The organism is Nostoc sp., from assembly GCF_036919615.1.
Classification (GTDB): Bacteria; Cyanobacteriota; Cyanobacteriia; order Cyanobacteriales; family Nostocaceae; genus Nostoc.
Map to the genome: position 1 here is coordinate 80,959 of NZ_JBALCN010000038.1, position 15,416 is coordinate 96,374.

Sequence of the window (15,416 nt, forward strand, 5' to 3'; positions counted from 1 at the left end):
ATTGTCATACGTAAAATTATCGATTTTTGTAAAAAAAATGACTTGTAGCTTTCTGAAACAAACGTCAAGGCAGAAGTTGCTTCCGGCTGCGTGGAACACGGAAATGTCACGGCAGAAAGTATTTCTAGGACCACAGAAGTTGCTTCCGGCTGCGCGAAACACGGAAATGTCACGGCAGAAATTACTTCCAAGACAACGGAAGTTGCTTCCGGCTGCGCGAAACACGAAAACGTCGCGGCAGAAGTTATTTCCGGAACAACAGAAGTTGCTTCCGGCTGCACGAAACACAAAAGTCTTCTCTTGGCACGAGTGTTTAGAGACCTGAATACTCAAATCCCCGACTTTTTGAAAAAGTTAGGGATCTAGCACCTGAGCATTTTATATTTAATTTAGTTGATTTACGCAACAGCAATTTAAAACTGTTGTATCAGGTACGAGTTAAATCATAGAATGCTAAAGTAGCAGTTAGGCGATCGCTTAAGTCTGCCTTCACTCCAACTTCATATTGAGTGCTGCGTTCGGGTACAGCCAGTAAGAAGTGCTTTTGCCCCCAACAGACTCAACGCTTGAACATTTGAATTTTTTGCTCCTTTTAGGTAGAAATGGGTTTACGGCTAGTTAACCAATGGCTTTGGGATTTTTGGATAGTAGATGATGGTCACAAGTATCATCTTTTTTATCTACAAGCTCCTAAATCGCTAATTGATGGTTCTTTGCGACATTGGAATACCTCAATTGGTCATGCTATTTCAGGTGACCTGATTCATTGGACAGTTTTGCCTGACGCTTTAAAAGTGGGTTTGCCAGGAGAGTGGGACGACTACGGAACTTGGACTGGCAGCATCATTAAATATAAAGATACTTGGTATTTACTGTATACAGGGATCAAAAAATCGGAGTCGGGACTGATTCAACGCATTGGTCTTGCCACCTCTGATGACCTGCTGCATTGGACTAAGCACCCTGATAACCCAGTGCTATACGCTGACGCCAAATGGTATGAACTTTTTGACTCGACCCTTTGGCACGACCAAGCATGGCGAGACCCGTGGGTATTTTGCCATCCCAAAACAGGTTATTTTCATGCACTAATAACTGCTCGCTGTGCCACTGGCCATCCTTCGGGTCGGGGTGTTATCGCTCATGCTCGCTCACATGACTTGATTGACTGGGAAGTCCTACCTCCGTTGACTCAACCAGGTGAGTTTGGTGATTTAGAAGTGCCGTCTTTATTCAAAATCAAAAATCGTTACTATTTGCTGTTTTCTGTTCTCTCTACATCTCACTCTCAGGCTAGACTTTTACGTCTTGGAGAAAAGCCAGTCACTGGAATTCACTACATGGTTGCGGATGATTTACTAGGAATTTTTAACTATCCAACCGACAAATTTCTCGTGGGAGACCCAACTGACCCAATGGGACTACTTTATTGTGGAAAAACTGTTCAAGACAGATCTGGACAGTGGTGGTTTCTAGCATCTCGTTTATCCTATGCTGACAATAATTTTGTTGGTGAGCTGATTGATCCAATTTCTTTATCAGTTGATCATCAAGGTAACTTAACACTGCAACGTTAGTTTCAACTCATGAAATACCTACCTTGTCAGCCGTTTCGATCGCCTCTCTCCAGTGAGACGGAAATAGCTCGAATTCTTGAGTAGACAAACCAAATCCAAATATGAGTGTCTAGAACAATTACTTGAGACATTCCAATGTTGTTCTTCAACGATAGAGCTAACCAAATCACCCAAGATTTTATTTTTACCTGCGATCGCAGCAGGAGGAGTCCGGCGCTTTACTAGTGGCGTGATCTCCTCAAAAATCGTCACAATTACACGGGCAGATGATAGTTTCATCTCGTCTGTAAGCCCTTTGTAACTTTTGAGCATTGTTTTGTTTATATCTGATAAATATTATTTTCTAACTAGGCGATCACGCATAATTACACCTATATTAAGAATTGACGAAACGTTGCGATCGCTTTTTGAATTCTCAGGCGCTCAAATGCATAATTAATAGTAAAACTCAATTAATAAGCGATCGCAAGGGTAAATAATGCTAGACACAATGACAACGTATGACGTTGCCCAGCTCGGCGACGGGGGTCTTGAAGCTCAACAAAAGCTTCAATTATTGCTGGTTGGCTCACGGTACTAGATGTATTTCATTTTTAGTGCTGCATTCTACCATACAACTTTTACGTTTAGAATGAAATAGCCCTGCTATCAACCCGTACAAGCAGTAGATTTGTTAAAAATTTGTTGCTTTTGCATACAGCACGCTTCAAAATATGTTCCAATGCAGAGGTCGGTTCTGATGGGGAGCAGCCATCAGACGCAAGGGGGAAAGTCCGGTGTAAATCCGGCGCTGTCTCGCAACTGTGAAGAGGCTCATGCCTCTGAGTCAGGATGCCCGCCGATGGTTAACTTATTGTTCACACCATCTGCGAGGTACGGATGATGGCTATAGTTGCGCGGCTTTTTGGCGATGCCTTTGGCGGGCGCTTCCGCCATCGCAAGCTGGTTTTTCGTATTGCTGTAGGCGCGAGTCAATTCTTATTAATTGCTACTTTAATCATTGCTTGCCATAGTACAGCAATCAACATATCTACAAATACTAATAATAACAGTTGTATTCAAGTATACGATAAAAATACTGATTACTTCCCTAATAAAGTTAAAATTACTCATGCGACAGGCTTGGCAGTAGAATATCACAAACACTACAAAATAGTCACCATCAAAAATCCTTGGCAAAATGCTAAGACAGGTTTTCAATATATTTTAGTCCAATGTGGAACTCCTACGCCACAAGGATTTAATCAAACACAGGTAATTACAGTACCAGTAAATTCTATAGTCTCTCTTTCTACTACTCATTTACCGCACTTAGCAAAGTTAGGAGTAGTCGATAAATTGATTGGCGTTAGTAATAGTAAGCAAGTAAATACTCCTGATGTGGTAGAAAGAATCAAAGCAGGGAAAGTATCACAAATAGGTAATAATGACAGTGTGGATATAGAGAAATTATTAGAATTAAATCCTGACTTAGTAACAACTTATGGTACTGGAAATTCCCAAACTGATAGCTATGCCAAACTCACAGAGGCGGGTTTGAAAGTGGGGATAAATGCGGAATATATGGAAGATACACCACTGGGAAGGAGTGAATGGTTAAAGTTTACTGCTCTATTTTTTAATAAAGACAAAGAAGCAGAAAAAATATTTAGTGAAATTGCTAATAAATATCAACAAATAGCTCAAAAATCCAAATTTATAAAAAATCATCCAACTGTATTCGTGGGATTCAATTTTAAAGGAACTTGGTATATGCCTGGAGGCAAAAGTTACGTAGCAAAATATCTTGCTGATGCCGGAGCAAACTATCTCTGGAGTAATGAAAAATCCTCTGGTAGTTTACCTTTATCTTTTGAGGTCGTTTTAGAACGTGCAGCCAATGCTGACTACTGGTTGAATTTTAGCCAATCTTGGAATAATTTCAAAGATTTAGTCGCAGAAGATAATCGCTATACTGATTTTAATGCTGTAAAAATAGGCAATCTTTACAATAACAATGCTCGTGTAAATGAAAGTGGAGGTAATGATTACTGGGAAGGCGGAATTAATAACCCAGATATAGTTTTATCTGATTTGATTAAAATCCTGCATCCAGAGATATTACATAATAATAATTTATTTTATTATCATAAACTTCTTTAATAATGTTAAGCAAAAAATATAGATTTCAAAACCCCCTATCAACTCAAAAAACTCTGGTTTTCAAAACCATTCTTTTTTTAATTATATTTATCAGTTTAATCTTTGCTTTTTTATTAGATTTGGCTTTAGGTTCAGTTGATATTCCTATTAATGAAGTAGTCAAAATTTTACTCGGACAAGAACCAGAAAAAGCGATATGGGCTAATATCATTCTCAAATTTCGTTTACCTAAAGCTTTAAGTGCAACTTTAGCGGGTGCAGCTTTAGGTGTGAGTGGCTTGCAAATGCAAACTTTATTTAAAAATCCCTTAGCAGGGCCTTTTGTATTGGGTATTAGTTCTGGTGCAAGTTTAGGTGTAGCGTTAGTTATGCTGATAGCAAGTGCTACGACACCAACATTATTAGCAGATTTGGGAATAATTAGTGATTTTAGTTTAGTCATAGCTGCAAGTCTCGGTGCAGCATCAGTTTTAGGAATGATGTTAGTTGTTTCTCGCCGAGTGCAAGATACAATGACGCTACTGATTTTAGGTTTATTGTTTGGCTACGCTACGAGTGCAATTGTCAGTATTTTGTTGCAATTTAGTTCAAAAGAACGCATTCAAAGTTATATTATGTGGACTTTTGGGAGTTTTGCTGGGGTGACTTGGAAACAGTTAGTTGTTTTAACTCCAGTTATACTTTTGAGTTTATTGTTAGCAGTGCTGCAATCCAAATCTTTGAATGCACTTTTACTAGGTGAATCTTATGCACGTAGTCTAGGTTTAACAGTGGAGAAAACCAGATTTTCTATTATTACTAGTGCATCTATATTAGCAGGTGCAATTACTGCTTTTTGTGGCCCCATCGCATTTTTAGGTGTAGCAATTCCCCATCTCTGTCGTAGTCTGTTCAATACTTCCGACCATCGAATATTAATCCCTAGTGTAACAATCATGGGTGCAATCCTAGCATTGTTTGCAGATTTGTTTTCCCAACTTTGGGTAAGTCAGATGGTTTTACCTTTAAATGCTGTCACTGCTTTGATAGGAACTCCTGTTGTTACTTGGGTAATTCTGCGGCGTAATTCCCAAAAATCTTTTCCCTGATGAATGATGCGATTTTAACAACTCACAACTTGACTATCGGTTACAAGACAGCCCGAAAAACTATTCGGTGTGTTACGTCTGATATTTCTGTATCTCTCTTAGCTGGGGAACTGGTTTGCTTACTTGGCCCTAATGGTGCAGGTAAATCTACATTACTGCGATCGCTCGCTGGAATGCAACCACCCATTGCAGGCGAAGTGCGACTTTTGGGAGATAATGTCTACAAATTAGTACCACAAGATTTAGCCAAACGTCTGAGTTTGGTACTCACTGAGAAAGTTGATGTAGGAATGCTATCAGCCTACACCTTAGTGACTCTGGGACGATATCCTTATACTGACTGGTGGGGAAATTTGACACCCCAAGATGAAGCAATAGTACATTGGGCAATCAAATCTGTAGGAGCAGTCCACTTAGTACAACGCCAAGTTGGCGAATTAAGTGACGGTGAACGTCAAAAAATTATGATTGCACGTGCATTGGCTCAGTCACCTATTGTTATGTTACTGGATGAGCCAACAGCATTTCTTGATTTACCACGACGGGTGGAAATTATGCAATTGTTGCGCCAGTTAGCGCGGGAAAATAATCAAGCGATTCTCCTTTCCACCCACGATTTAGATTTAGCTTTGCGTCTGGCTGATAAAATTTGGCTATTATCAACTAATGGTATTTTACACGTTGGCGCACCGGAAGATTTAGTGTTGAGTGGTGCGTTTGCTGATACTTTCCGCAGTGAAGGTGTAGAGTTTGATGTTGCTTCTGGAGAATTTCATCTCCACTTACCCCATAAAGGAGAAATTAATCTGATAGGTGAGGGTATCGCGTCTGTGTGGACTATTCGTGCCCTACAAAGAGTTGGGTTTAGGGTTAAGCAAGCTGAGAATTCCTCTCTTCTCACAGACGCAACGCAAACACAAATCTCAGTAGAAATTATATCAAACTCCATACAATTTTTGTGGCGAATCACAAACAATAAGACTGTGTACACTCATCATTCATTGTATGCACTGATTAAATTTTTGGATTGTTTATAGAAGCATTGTATCCTAATTGATTAAGATTCTCTAACTGTATAATCAGGAAAAATTACGAAATATCTCTAATATCTTTTACCATTAGCCATAGCTATACTTCCTGGATGCATCCCAGTTTTTATTTTACGTGCAGAGAATCAAATAAACGATGTCAGCCCCAACTCTTCTCTACGAGAGGCTGCGCCAAGGAGATGCTACGCGAACGCAATGACGGAACATTATTATATCTATTCATGATCTCTCACTAGTATTTCTGTTCAGTTTAAAAAGTGGGATACTCCTACTTCCTTCTTCAGCCTGGATAGAATTGCAGGCTGTCACTAAAGTAATTAGACCTCTTGCATAAGTCGAATAGACCCCCCTTTTTCCCCCCTTATAAAGGGGGGAAACTTGAAATCTTGCCCCCTCCCCTTCACATACGGGGAGGGTTGGGGAGGGGTGATTCAAGGATTTTTGCAAGAGGTCTATTGTAAGCAGAAATATAATAAGTTTTTTAATGAATTAATAAGCTTTATCTATATCATGTTAATTAAATTGACTCGAACAAGATACTTTCATTCACTTTATAATTATTATTTATCAGCCAAGTTTTATTTAATAGAGACTAACAACCTAGAGTTGTTAGTCTCTATTAGAGATATTAAACTCTTACATTTACATAACGAGCAGGAACTCGAACCTTAACCCACCTGTGACCGTGTCGTACTGTTTCCCAATGTGCAGGAATTAACTTCCGTTGAAATCGGGCAACAACAGTTCTATGGACGTTGGGTCTGACAATAATTTCTGCTGCCGATGCCTGTGATGCTAAAGAAGAAATTGCAAATGGGAGAGCAAGTAATGTACCTAAGAAAATACGTTTCATGTTCAAATCTCTATCAATTATTTGCTTGAGTTTATACAGCATTTTTCAATAACTTGTGAACATATATTCTTACCTAATCTTTAAAATTATAGTAAGTTTTGCTTGTTACACAACTTAATTTATTTGCTCTATTGTTCTAAGTTTAAAATACTAAATAAGAAGATACAGTGGAATAAAGTCATAATTTCAGCATGACTTTAGTCATGTTATTGTTTGACAGACACTAACCCGACGTTTTTCGATTTGACCATGACCTTTCTTTATCTGAGAGACAGTCAACTCAGTATGAAATTTGTTTTAACATCTTGAAACAGACCTAGTTGATTACCTTTAATAGCAGCAATCTAATCATGCGTTAGAATTGAAGTTAATCATAACTTGATTTATTCAAGACTAGATTAAGTAATCTGGGATAAAAGTTGTTGAGATCAGGAAGTTTTTATAATTGGGCTAGTAAATAACTTGTCTACACAGATTGTATATAAGCAAGCAAAGTACAAATGTTAGTAAGCAAAAATCGGTGATTTAAACATAAATGTTTACAGGAGTTGAGAGGATGGCTGGAGTGTCAATTTCGATTCGGCTAAGTGATGCTGAAATAAAAGCTTTATCAGCAATGCAAATTTCAGAGAATGAGTCATTAAATCAAACAGCAACAAGATTGCTCAAGGGAATTCTGGGACAGTCGAAAGCTGGGCTGATCTTATCTAGTGGTGATGATATTAAGGAAATAGTTAGACAAGAAGTGAATGCTTTAACTTTGTCTACACCGTCTGATGATGAAGACATAAAACAGGTAATTAGACAGGAACTAGCGGATGCAATAGTCCAGATAAAAGGCTTAATAGATGAGCGATTGGATGGAGTTGTCAGCCCAACACAAGAGGCTATTTCTGTTGGGCAGCAAGAAAAGCCAGACTATGAAGCAATACGCTCAAACGTCCTTTCTAAATTGAAAGTAGGCAAGCAGTCCGCAACCAAAGCAATTGACGCTTTTATTCAGGAACTGGATGCTGTCTAAATAATTTGTAATTTATAATTCGTAAGAGAGTGGGCGATTCGATGTCGCACGTAGTCAGTCAGAACGACCCGAACTGATGTCCCAAGGGTTTCTGCAAACAAGTGTCCAAAGCTTGTCCTCATCACCAAGAGGCGAGGTAAGTAATTACGTCGTCTCACAGCTATAAAGAAAAGTCTAACCTCTACTGTTCAGTTGCACCTTGAGAACCATATATGGTGAACACACCATTGGGTTACAATATATCCGTTTCAGGCGCTGCTCACAACGCTGATTTGGTAGCATATTTAATGTGTTGGGCGTTAGATATGGCTCAAAAGCCCAAATTTTATATAGTACATATGTATGATGCGTATGTCCTAACTTGATTGTAATAATACGTTTAGCTAACTTAAACCTGTTTATCCTAAACTGTTAAAGTTCTCCGTACTACACGTGAGTAGGGTCAATGACTGCTTCATCACCAAATAATCCGATCAGTTCCTCAAGCACTGATACCCTAGATATAGCTAGGCAAGAGTATCAATATAACTACACCCATATTCCATCTATTGCTATGGTGGATAAGCTTTCTCTGGCGGAAGAGTTCACCACTAACTGGTATTTTTTATTAGCCCAGCAGTTACGAGTTATTTTTGTTAATACCTTGATTGTCAACAGAGGTAATCAGGGTTCTAAATCGATTCGTGATGATGTCGAAAGGTTTATTTTAGAAGCCTTGCTCAAGGGAGCATTACCAGCCCGAATCAGCATTCTGCTAAGAATCCTGCAAATTATCCCCCAGTTTTTGCTCAAAGGAATATCTAAGGATGTTAAAGAACTTGACAATCTTTTCTTTTCTATTCTTAAAGAAAACGGACTTGTGATTCTCAGAGATACTCTAAATCGGGTAATTACCCTTCTATATGAAGGACAGCCCACAGGACATGCAACCAGTCTCAAGGACTACGAAAATTTGTTTCCAGTGATTGGTGTACCAGAGATCGCCAAAACTTACCAGGAAGATGAAGTATTTGCCTACATGCGAGTCGCTGGCTACAATCCCGTCATGATCGAGCGAGTAACCAGTCTAGGCGATCGCTTCCCAGTCACAGAGGAACATTACCAAGCAGTAATGGGAACTGACGATTCATTAGCAGCAGCAGGACTTGAAGGAAGGCTTTACTTAGCTGACTATAAAATTTTAGACGGTGCGATCAATGGTACATTCCCACATGAACAAAAATATGTCTATGCTCCCTTAGCACTGTTTGCCTTACCCAAAGGCTCAGACCCTACCCGTCTATTGCGTCCGGTAGCCATTCAATGCGGTCAAACCCCAGGATCAGATTATCCGATCATTACCCCTAATTCTGGTAAATACGCTTGGCTTTTTGCCAAAACAGTTGTCCAAATAGCAGATGCCAACTTCCACGAACCTATTACTCACCTAGCAAGAACTCACCTGTTAGTTGGTGTTTTTGCGATCGCAACCTATCGACAACTGCCACTTACCCATCCTTTAAGAATTCTCCTGCACCCCCATTTTGACAGCACCTTAGCAATTAACGATGCCGCCCAACAGATTCTCATTGCTCCGGGCGGTGGCGTCGATAGATTACTCTCAGCATCAATCGATAACTCTCGCATTTTCACAGTGCGAGGGTTGCAAAGCTATGGTTTCAATAGTGCCATCTTACTCAAGCAATTCCAACAGCGCGGTGTGGATGATCCCAACCTATTGCCTGTTTATCCTTACCGGGATGATGCACTATTAGTTTGGGAAGCGATTTATCAATGGGTTTGGGACTATCTGAATTTATATTACCTCACCGATGAAGATATTCAGAAAGACACAGCCCTGCAAGCATGGGCAGCCGAAATATCAGCTTATGATGGTGGTCGGATCTCCGATTTTGGCGAGAATGGGAGCATCAAAACGCTCAATTACTTAATTGATGCCATTACGCTGATTATTTTTACTGCCAGCGCTCAACATGCTGCGGTTAACTTTCCGCAAAAAGATTTGACAAGCTATGCCGCAGCCATCCCAATGGCAGGTTATTTACCAGCCTCAACTCTCAAAAGAGAAGTTACTGAGCAAGACTACCTGAATTTGCTCCCCCCCTTAGATCAGGCGCAACGGCAATACAATTTACTCAGCTTATTAGGATCTGTATACTATAACAAGCTGGGCGAGTATCAGCAAGGATACTTTACAGACCAGAAAGTAAAACCATTGTTACAGGCATTCCAGAGTAATCTTCAGCAGGTAGAAAATACGATTAAGCAACGTAATTTGCAGCGTCCAATCTATGAGTATCTGCTTCCTTCTAAAATTCCTCAGAGCATCAATATCTAAATTGGAGACTGGGGGAAATGAGGCAGTGGGGGCAGGGGAAACAGGGGAAGAAAAAAATGCCCAATGCCCCATGACTAATGATCCATGACCAATGACTCAAAGTAAATATTATGACACTTAAAGATAAAGTTCTCAAAGGTCACGATCGCCAGCTTTGGCTTGCACCTATACTAGCCAAAGTAGGTTATGACACTGCGATCGGTAAGCTTCTACGCTTAATTTTTTATTACATGGATGCCTCAATCATGCTCAACGCATGGCGGGACTTTCTCTACATCCGTAAGGACAATATTGGAGATAAGTATTTTGCGGTAGACCAAGCAATTATGCATTCTTCTCACTCGCAGGTGAGAGAACTAATGCAAACCCAACCACAACTGCGGGGAAATGATTTAGGCATCATCAGAATATTAGCTCCTAGCTACCTGCTCGATAATCCTTTGAGCTTGGGAACGAATGGTAACGAACACACAGGACTGCGTACTGTGTTCTTACAAGCCTTACCGGAACCGTCAGGGCAGATAGACTTTTTAGGGGATCTAGTTGAGCAAAGCCTGTTAGAGGCTGTTAAACGGGGCGAATTACACATCGGCAATGATTTGCCAAAGATTATGCTGTCGATTTTGCACCAACTGGTTTTTCAGATATCTTTATCTGAGGAAGAAATCACAGCATCGAGTAGTTACATTAAAGGTTTGGCTCTTGCATCCTTGCCAAATTTTATTAACAAGTATTTGCTGGCAATATTAACAGCGCCAAAAATTCGGCATCGTCAGTATTTAACCAAGCGATATCAACAATCTGTCAAATGGGCATCTTACTTTGAAACAGGCGCTCAGTATCAGTTGAACGAACACCAAATCGCTAATAGCCTTTTCGATATGATTCATATTGCCGGTACTGCCGGCACGAGTGCGCTTTTGGGATCTGTTATTGGTGTTCTATGCCTGGATAATATCCTCAGAAATGATCTAGTGACAGAAGTCAATGCATTTTGGAATGGCAAGGAAAATTTAGACCCAAATGCTCTAGAACAGTCAACACTTCTCAATCAAGTGATTTTGGAAACGGCTCGTCTCTATCCACCTGTGCGATTTGTTAGCCAACTCACCACTGAAGCGGGTGAAGTTGAGATTGGAGAACAAAAATGTCCATTCCAAAAGGGTACTCGCTTGCTTGGCTCTATTTTTACGGCTAATCGGGATGCCAGTAGATATCAAAATCCAGATGATTTTGACATAACACGAAATTTTTCAGATATCTTATCTTGGAACGGCGAAGGGCATGAGCGAGCCTGTCCTGGTAGATCCTTATCAATTGGCTTGATCAAGATTTTCTGTTTACATTTGTTCAAGAATTATCAATGGGACTCAATTACAGAAGTCAAGTGGGATTTTGAAAAAGTAACTGCCGTTACTCCTAATAATTTAGTGCTACAAGGTTTTGCTCAACGACTGTGAGTAGTGAGTGCTGATTTATGAGTTAGTAATTATTATGGCTTTTTGAGTTTGTCTTAGTTACGAATTACAAATTACTATGTCTGAATTAATTGAGAAAAAGCAACTTGCTAATATTGCAACCTGGATGATTCCAATCAAAGAAACAAACTTACCATCTGTCCTCAAGGGTGTATTTTTTATGGATGGTAATCCACTGCCAGATACTTGCATTACTATGTACAATTTAGAATGGGATACACAGAACAGAGCTTTGTTATTACCACTCTTTGCACCGTTGCAGTGGACTTTTCATAACTCGATTGGTGGCTGGATATTACTACGTTTCATTCAATGGTTTGAGTTCACTTACAAAATTCAGTTTGAAAATGAAACTTTGCAGCAAGCCCAAGTCATACCTTTTTTGCTGGGAATACCAATTTCAAAAGCGATTGTAAGTTTTACAATGTCCCGAGACAAAAATTCTCTCAATGGAGATATTTGGCACAGAAAGAACGTTTGGTTCGGTGGACTTTCTCAGGCTGGTGGGTATACTCTCCGTAGAGTTGTTGATGAAGATGGTCGTTATACTCCTGCTTTTAACGATATGCTTACTAGGGTTCCAAATGAGTGTTTAGTGATTGCAATAAACTCAAAAAACAATGCCTCTAATAATATCAGTAATAGCCAATTTGTCAAGTGAAAAAGTGAAGTAATAATCTGCAGCGTGTCGCAAAGCGACTCGGCTTAACGTTCGCGCAGCATCTCGTAGAGAAGTTATCGCCGTTGGTGCTGCTGGAGCAAAAGTAGTGTTCTTCGGCAGACACGAGGCAGAACGCGAAACAACTTCTGTGATCATACTTTTTCGTTCCTAAATTTACTTTAGTAAGTAACTGGCTTACTGTCTAAATGGCAATTGAAATTTCTGGTTGAGGCACTATGGCAAGCATTCTGCATGTTGATTCAAGTCCGCGTGGCGATCGCTCTAAATCTCGCAAGTTGGCAAAGGAGTTTATAGTCGCGTGGCAAGACTTACATCCTGATGGCGTGATCACCTATCGTGATTTAAGACAAACGCCAGTTCCTCACGTCACCGAAGACTGGATTGCGGCTTGTTTTACTGCGCCAGAAGCACTGACTTCAGAAATGGCTGAACTGCTGAAGTTTTCTGATAAGTTAGTGGATGAGTTTTTGGCGGCTGATCGGTGTGTGTTCAGTGTGCCGATGTACAACTTCAGCATTCCGTCCAACTTCAAAGCCTACATTGATCAAGTGGTTCGTGTGGGTCGCACATTCACGGAGGAGGATGGTCAAGTTAAAGGACTTGCGAACGGTAAAAAAGTGTTGTTCATCACATCACGAGGCGTTCAGTTTGGAGCAGGTTCTCCTTATGAAGGATGGGATTGTCAGGAACCTGCCCTCCAGTATGCTTTTCAATTCATGGGTGTGACTGACATTCAGTTCATTCATGCCAATGGTCTAGATATGGGAGACGAGGCACGGAAACGGGGGCTAGACGAAGCACAATTTAAAATTCAAGAATTAGTGAGCGGTTGGTAGCGCCAGCCAGCTAACAAGTCGATGAAGCGGACGATTGAGATATCTTGGTTGTGATGCAAAGGTTTTCTGCCACCGCTTATCTTAGTCGTTAGTCGTTCATCTGTTGCGACATTATGCTGAGTCGGCACACATCGTCACATCTGAAAATAGAAGCTTAACCTGTATCCAGTTGCAGCAGGCGATCAATTATATCCAAACGCATTTGAGTCGAAATCTATCGTTGACTGAATTGGCAAGCGTCATCAATATTAGCCCCACTTACTTCGCAAGTGTATTCAAACAAGCAATGGGAATTTCGCCGCATCAGTATGTGATTCAATAGTGAGTGGAACAAGCAAAATTGATGCTGTCGAAAACGGATTTAACGAGCGCAGACATTGCCTTACAAGTGGGTAACTCTTGCCAAAGTCATTTAACGCAACAGTTTAAGCACTTGACTGGAATGACTCCAAAGCAGGTTCGCTAACCCGATAAGAATTTGATAAGGCATCGTAAGAATTTGAAAGAAGTTAAGCATTGGATCTCGGTACACTTCAGATCAATACGACGAGAGTGATGCTGAAAGAAACACAATGATACTTCAAGATAAAGTGGCTTTAGTCACTGGAGGTACGACAGGAATTGGTAGAGCAACTGTAATCGCGTTCGGTGCTGCTGGAGCAAAAGTAGTGTTCTCCGGCAGACGTGATGCAGAACGCGAAACAACTTCTGCGATGATTCGTGAGATAGGAGCGGAGTGTTTGTTTGTGCGATCGGATGTATCGAGTGAAACAGAGGTTAAGGCGCTGATAGAGAAAACCGTTGCAAGTTGCGGAAGGCTAGATTTTGCCTTCAATAACGCTGGGTTTGGTAAACCCCCAAAGCCACTACACGAGCAATCTGTTGAAGACTTTGACAGCATGATGGCGACTAACCTACGGGGTGTGTTCTTATGCATGAAATATGAAATTCAACAGATGCTGACTCAAGGAGCAGGGGTCATCATCAACAACTCTTCAGTAGCAGGATTGATCGGGGTACCTGGATCTGGTTCTTATACTGCAAGCAAACATGCTGTGATGGGTCTGACTCGTTCTGCTGCGCTCGATTATGCCAGGCAAGGGATTCGGATTAATGCCGTCAATCCTGGCTATACTCGCACAGAAGTCTCTCGATCCAACAAACCGAGGATAGCAATAGGAGTCCCTCATGGAACGGTATTTAGGCGCATTTGAACATTTATATTGGCTCTACAACCAGTTTTATTCGATAGATTTTGCCACCGTTGCGAAACTTCAGGGACAGTTTAGTTCCGAGCAACTTTCGACGGTGCTTAGACAAGTTCAGCAACACCATCCGCTGCTCCGAGTCCGCATCGCCACTGACGCGATCGGACAGCCTAAATTTGTCGAAACCGACGACGAGATTCCGCTGCGGCTGGTCGCGAGAACAGATGATCGGCACTGGCAAGCAGAACTCGAAGTCGAACTGGCTCGCTCATTGGATTGGCAGGTTGCACCCTTACTGCGAGTTGTGCTGCTGCAATCGGGGGCTGAATCCGAACTGATGATTATTTGCCATCATGCGATCGCAGATGGGCTATCGGGTATTTATCTAATGCGAGATATTCTCCAAGGGTTAGGAGGCAAAATATTTGAGCGATCGCCACAATGGCAAATCTCACCGATGCCACCGCCTTTGTTGAAGCAGCGCAATCGCAATATCTCTGTCAACTGAATGTCACAAATCTCGGTCGCATCGATATGGCTCAACAATACGGCAACATTCGGATTGAAGCACTCCATGCACCTGCTGTCACGTCAGGTGTGGTAGGGCGGAATGTTGGAGTTGCGACCTTGGGCGATCGTCTTGCCCTGACGATTTCATCGACACCACTGATAGATGTGGATCGAGCTGAGAGCGAACGGGCTGCAACTGCTTTTTTATCGTCAGGAGTCAAGCGTTTAGAGCTTGCAGTAGTACAGGAAGTTGCATCCGAAGCTGCCTGGTGCACATAACACAACATTCTTTAGAGTATCAATCTCACTGTGGCAGGAAAATAAACTGAGCAATGGTTAAAATTTCAGGAGAAGCATAGCTTGATGATGAACCGTTCCGCTTGCCTTTGGGTCGAGCTATGAGCGCTTGCTCGACCTCAAACGGAGATACAATCCAGATGATGTCTTTTCGACAATTGGACATCTTGAATTACAGCACAACAATTAACCAATCTGAAGTTGGAACAGTTCAAGCGACTCACTGGAATGACCTCAAACCAACTTCGCTAACATCATAAGAATCTGATAAATCATCGCAAGAATCTGAAAGTAATTAAGCATTGGTACTCACTACACTTCAGATATAACAACCGAA

The 15,416-nt window shown here is 41.1% G+C and carries 20 protein-coding genes and 1 riboswitch; of the genes, 16 read left to right on the top strand and 4 right to left on the bottom strand.

Annotated elements, in window-relative coordinates:
• Positions 1-90: 90 nt before the first annotated feature.
• Entirely contained in the window at positions 91-366 is a 276-nt protein-coding gene (locus V7K48_RS11845; protein ID WP_335072583.1) for a hypothetical protein, read from the top strand.
• A 236-nt stretch (positions 367-602) separates the two neighbouring features.
• The gene (locus tag V7K48_RS11850) at positions 603-1,577 is read left to right on the top strand and encodes a hypothetical protein (RefSeq protein ID WP_335072585.1); all 975 of its coding nucleotides are present in this window, start codon (positions 603-605) and stop codon (positions 1,575-1,577) included.
• An 18-nt stretch (positions 1,578-1,595) separates the two neighbouring features.
• On the opposite strand, the gene V7K48_RS11855 is transcribed toward V7K48_RS11850, so the two are convergent.
• Together V7K48_RS11855 and V7K48_RS11860 are read right to left on the bottom strand one after the other, a co-directional pair.
• On the bottom strand, positions 1,596-1,889 hold the full coding sequence (locus V7K48_RS11855; RefSeq protein WP_335072587.1) for a hypothetical protein: 294 nt from the start codon (positions 1,887-1,889) through the stop codon (positions 1,596-1,598).
• A gap of 402 nt (positions 1,890-2,291) precedes the next feature.
• Positions 2,292-2,434: riboswitch (cobalamin riboswitch) on the top strand.
• Entirely contained in the window at positions 2,391-2,552 is a 162-nt protein-coding gene (locus V7K48_RS11860) for a hypothetical protein (protein ID WP_335072650.1), read from the bottom strand. (Overlaps the previous riboswitch by 44 nt.)
• Positions 2,553-2,561: 9 nt before the next feature.
• On the opposite strand from V7K48_RS11860, the gene V7K48_RS11865 reads away from it, so the two are divergent.
• The 3 genes from V7K48_RS11865 to V7K48_RS11875 are packed head-to-tail and all read left to right on the top strand — an operon-like array spanning position 2,562 to position 5,844.
• The gene (locus V7K48_RS11865; protein WP_335072644.1) at positions 2,562-3,719 is read left to right on the top strand and encodes an ABC transporter substrate-binding protein; all 1,158 of its coding nucleotides are present in this window, start codon (positions 2,562-2,564) and stop codon (positions 3,717-3,719) included.
• A gap of 2 nt (positions 3,720-3,721) precedes the next feature.
• Positions 3,722-4,807: an iron ABC transporter permease gene (locus tag V7K48_RS11870; protein WP_335072589.1), complete on the top strand. Its 1,086-nt coding sequence runs from the start codon at positions 3,722-3,724 to the stop codon at positions 4,805-4,807.
• Positions 4,807-5,844: an ABC transporter ATP-binding protein gene (locus tag V7K48_RS11875; RefSeq protein ID WP_335072591.1), complete on the top strand. Its 1,038-nt coding sequence runs from the start codon at positions 4,807-4,809 to the stop codon at positions 5,842-5,844. The genes V7K48_RS11870 and V7K48_RS11875 overlap by 1 nt, the downstream gene beginning before the upstream one ends.
• A 640-nt stretch (positions 5,845-6,484) precedes the next feature.
• On the opposite strand, the gene V7K48_RS11880 is transcribed toward V7K48_RS11875, so the two are convergent.
• Positions 6,485-6,709, bottom strand: a complete 225-nt coding sequence (locus V7K48_RS11880) for a hypothetical protein (RefSeq protein ID WP_335072593.1) — start codon at positions 6,707-6,709, stop codon at positions 6,485-6,487.
• A 556-nt stretch (positions 6,710-7,265) separates the two neighbouring features.
• On the opposite strand from V7K48_RS11880, the gene V7K48_RS11885 reads away from it, so the two are divergent.
• The 5 genes from V7K48_RS11885 (at position 7,266) to V7K48_RS11905 (ending at position 13,064) form a co-directional block, all read left to right on the top strand.
• Positions 7,266-7,730, top strand: a complete 465-nt coding sequence (locus V7K48_RS11885; protein ID WP_335072595.1) for a hypothetical protein — start codon at positions 7,266-7,268, stop codon at positions 7,728-7,730.
• Between the two features lie 445 nt (positions 7,731-8,175).
• Complete coding sequence (locus V7K48_RS11890; RefSeq protein ID WP_335072597.1) at positions 8,176-10,068, top strand: lipoxygenase family protein; 1,893 nt, start codon at positions 8,176-8,178, stop codon at positions 10,066-10,068.
• 110 nt (positions 10,069-10,178) lie between these two features.
• Positions 10,179-11,528: a cytochrome P450 gene (locus V7K48_RS11895; protein ID WP_335072599.1), complete on the top strand. Its 1,350-nt coding sequence runs from the start codon at positions 10,179-10,181 to the stop codon at positions 11,526-11,528.
• 76 nt (positions 11,529-11,604) lie between these two features.
• Positions 11,605-12,207 (top strand): hypothetical protein, encoded by a 603-nt coding sequence (locus tag V7K48_RS11900; RefSeq protein WP_335072601.1) that lies wholly within the window; start codon positions 11,605-11,607, stop codon positions 12,205-12,207.
• Between the two features lie 236 nt (positions 12,208-12,443).
• On the top strand, positions 12,444-13,064 hold the full coding sequence (locus V7K48_RS11905; RefSeq protein ID WP_335072603.1) for an FMN-dependent NADH-azoreductase: 621 nt from the start codon (positions 12,444-12,446) through the stop codon (positions 13,062-13,064).
• On the opposite strand, the gene V7K48_RS11910 is transcribed toward V7K48_RS11905, so the two are convergent.
• A complete protein-coding gene (locus tag V7K48_RS11910) occupies positions 13,040-13,192 on the bottom strand; it encodes a hypothetical protein (protein WP_335072652.1) in 153 nt (50 codons plus the stop codon). The two genes, V7K48_RS11905 and V7K48_RS11910, sit on opposite strands and share 25 nt — an antisense overlap.
• A 74-nt stretch (positions 13,193-13,266) precedes the next feature.
• Between V7K48_RS11910 and V7K48_RS11915 the strand changes: the two genes are divergently transcribed.
• From V7K48_RS11915 to V7K48_RS11940, 6 genes are all read left to right on the top strand, one after another.
• Entirely contained in the window at positions 13,267-13,386 is a 120-nt protein-coding gene (locus tag V7K48_RS11915) for a helix-turn-helix transcriptional regulator (protein ID WP_335072646.1), read from the top strand.
• A gap of 3 nt (positions 13,387-13,389) precedes the next feature.
• Positions 13,390-13,530 carry an AraC family transcriptional regulator gene (locus V7K48_RS11920; RefSeq protein WP_335072605.1) on the top strand — a complete coding sequence of 47 codons (141 nt, stop codon included), beginning with the start codon at positions 13,390-13,392 and terminating at the stop codon, positions 13,528-13,530.
• Between the two features lie 106 nt (positions 13,531-13,636).
• Complete coding sequence (locus V7K48_RS11925; protein ID WP_335072607.1) at positions 13,637-14,278, top strand: SDR family NAD(P)-dependent oxidoreductase; 642 nt, start codon at positions 13,637-13,639, stop codon at positions 14,276-14,278.
• Entirely contained in the window at positions 14,253-14,780 is a 528-nt protein-coding gene (locus tag V7K48_RS11930; RefSeq protein WP_335072609.1) for a condensation domain-containing protein, read from the top strand. Before V7K48_RS11925 ends, V7K48_RS11930 begins: the two co-directional genes overlap by 26 nt.
• The gene (locus V7K48_RS11935) at positions 14,714-15,061 is read left to right on the top strand and encodes a hypothetical protein (RefSeq protein ID WP_335072611.1); all 348 of its coding nucleotides are present in this window, start codon (positions 14,714-14,716) and stop codon (positions 15,059-15,061) included. Before V7K48_RS11930 ends, V7K48_RS11935 begins: the two co-directional genes overlap by 67 nt.
• Before the next feature lie 127 nt (positions 15,062-15,188).
• The gene (locus V7K48_RS11940; protein WP_335072648.1) at positions 15,189-15,269 is read left to right on the top strand and encodes a hypothetical protein; all 81 of its coding nucleotides are present in this window, start codon (positions 15,189-15,191) and stop codon (positions 15,267-15,269) included.
• Positions 15,270-15,416 lie beyond the last annotated feature (147 nt).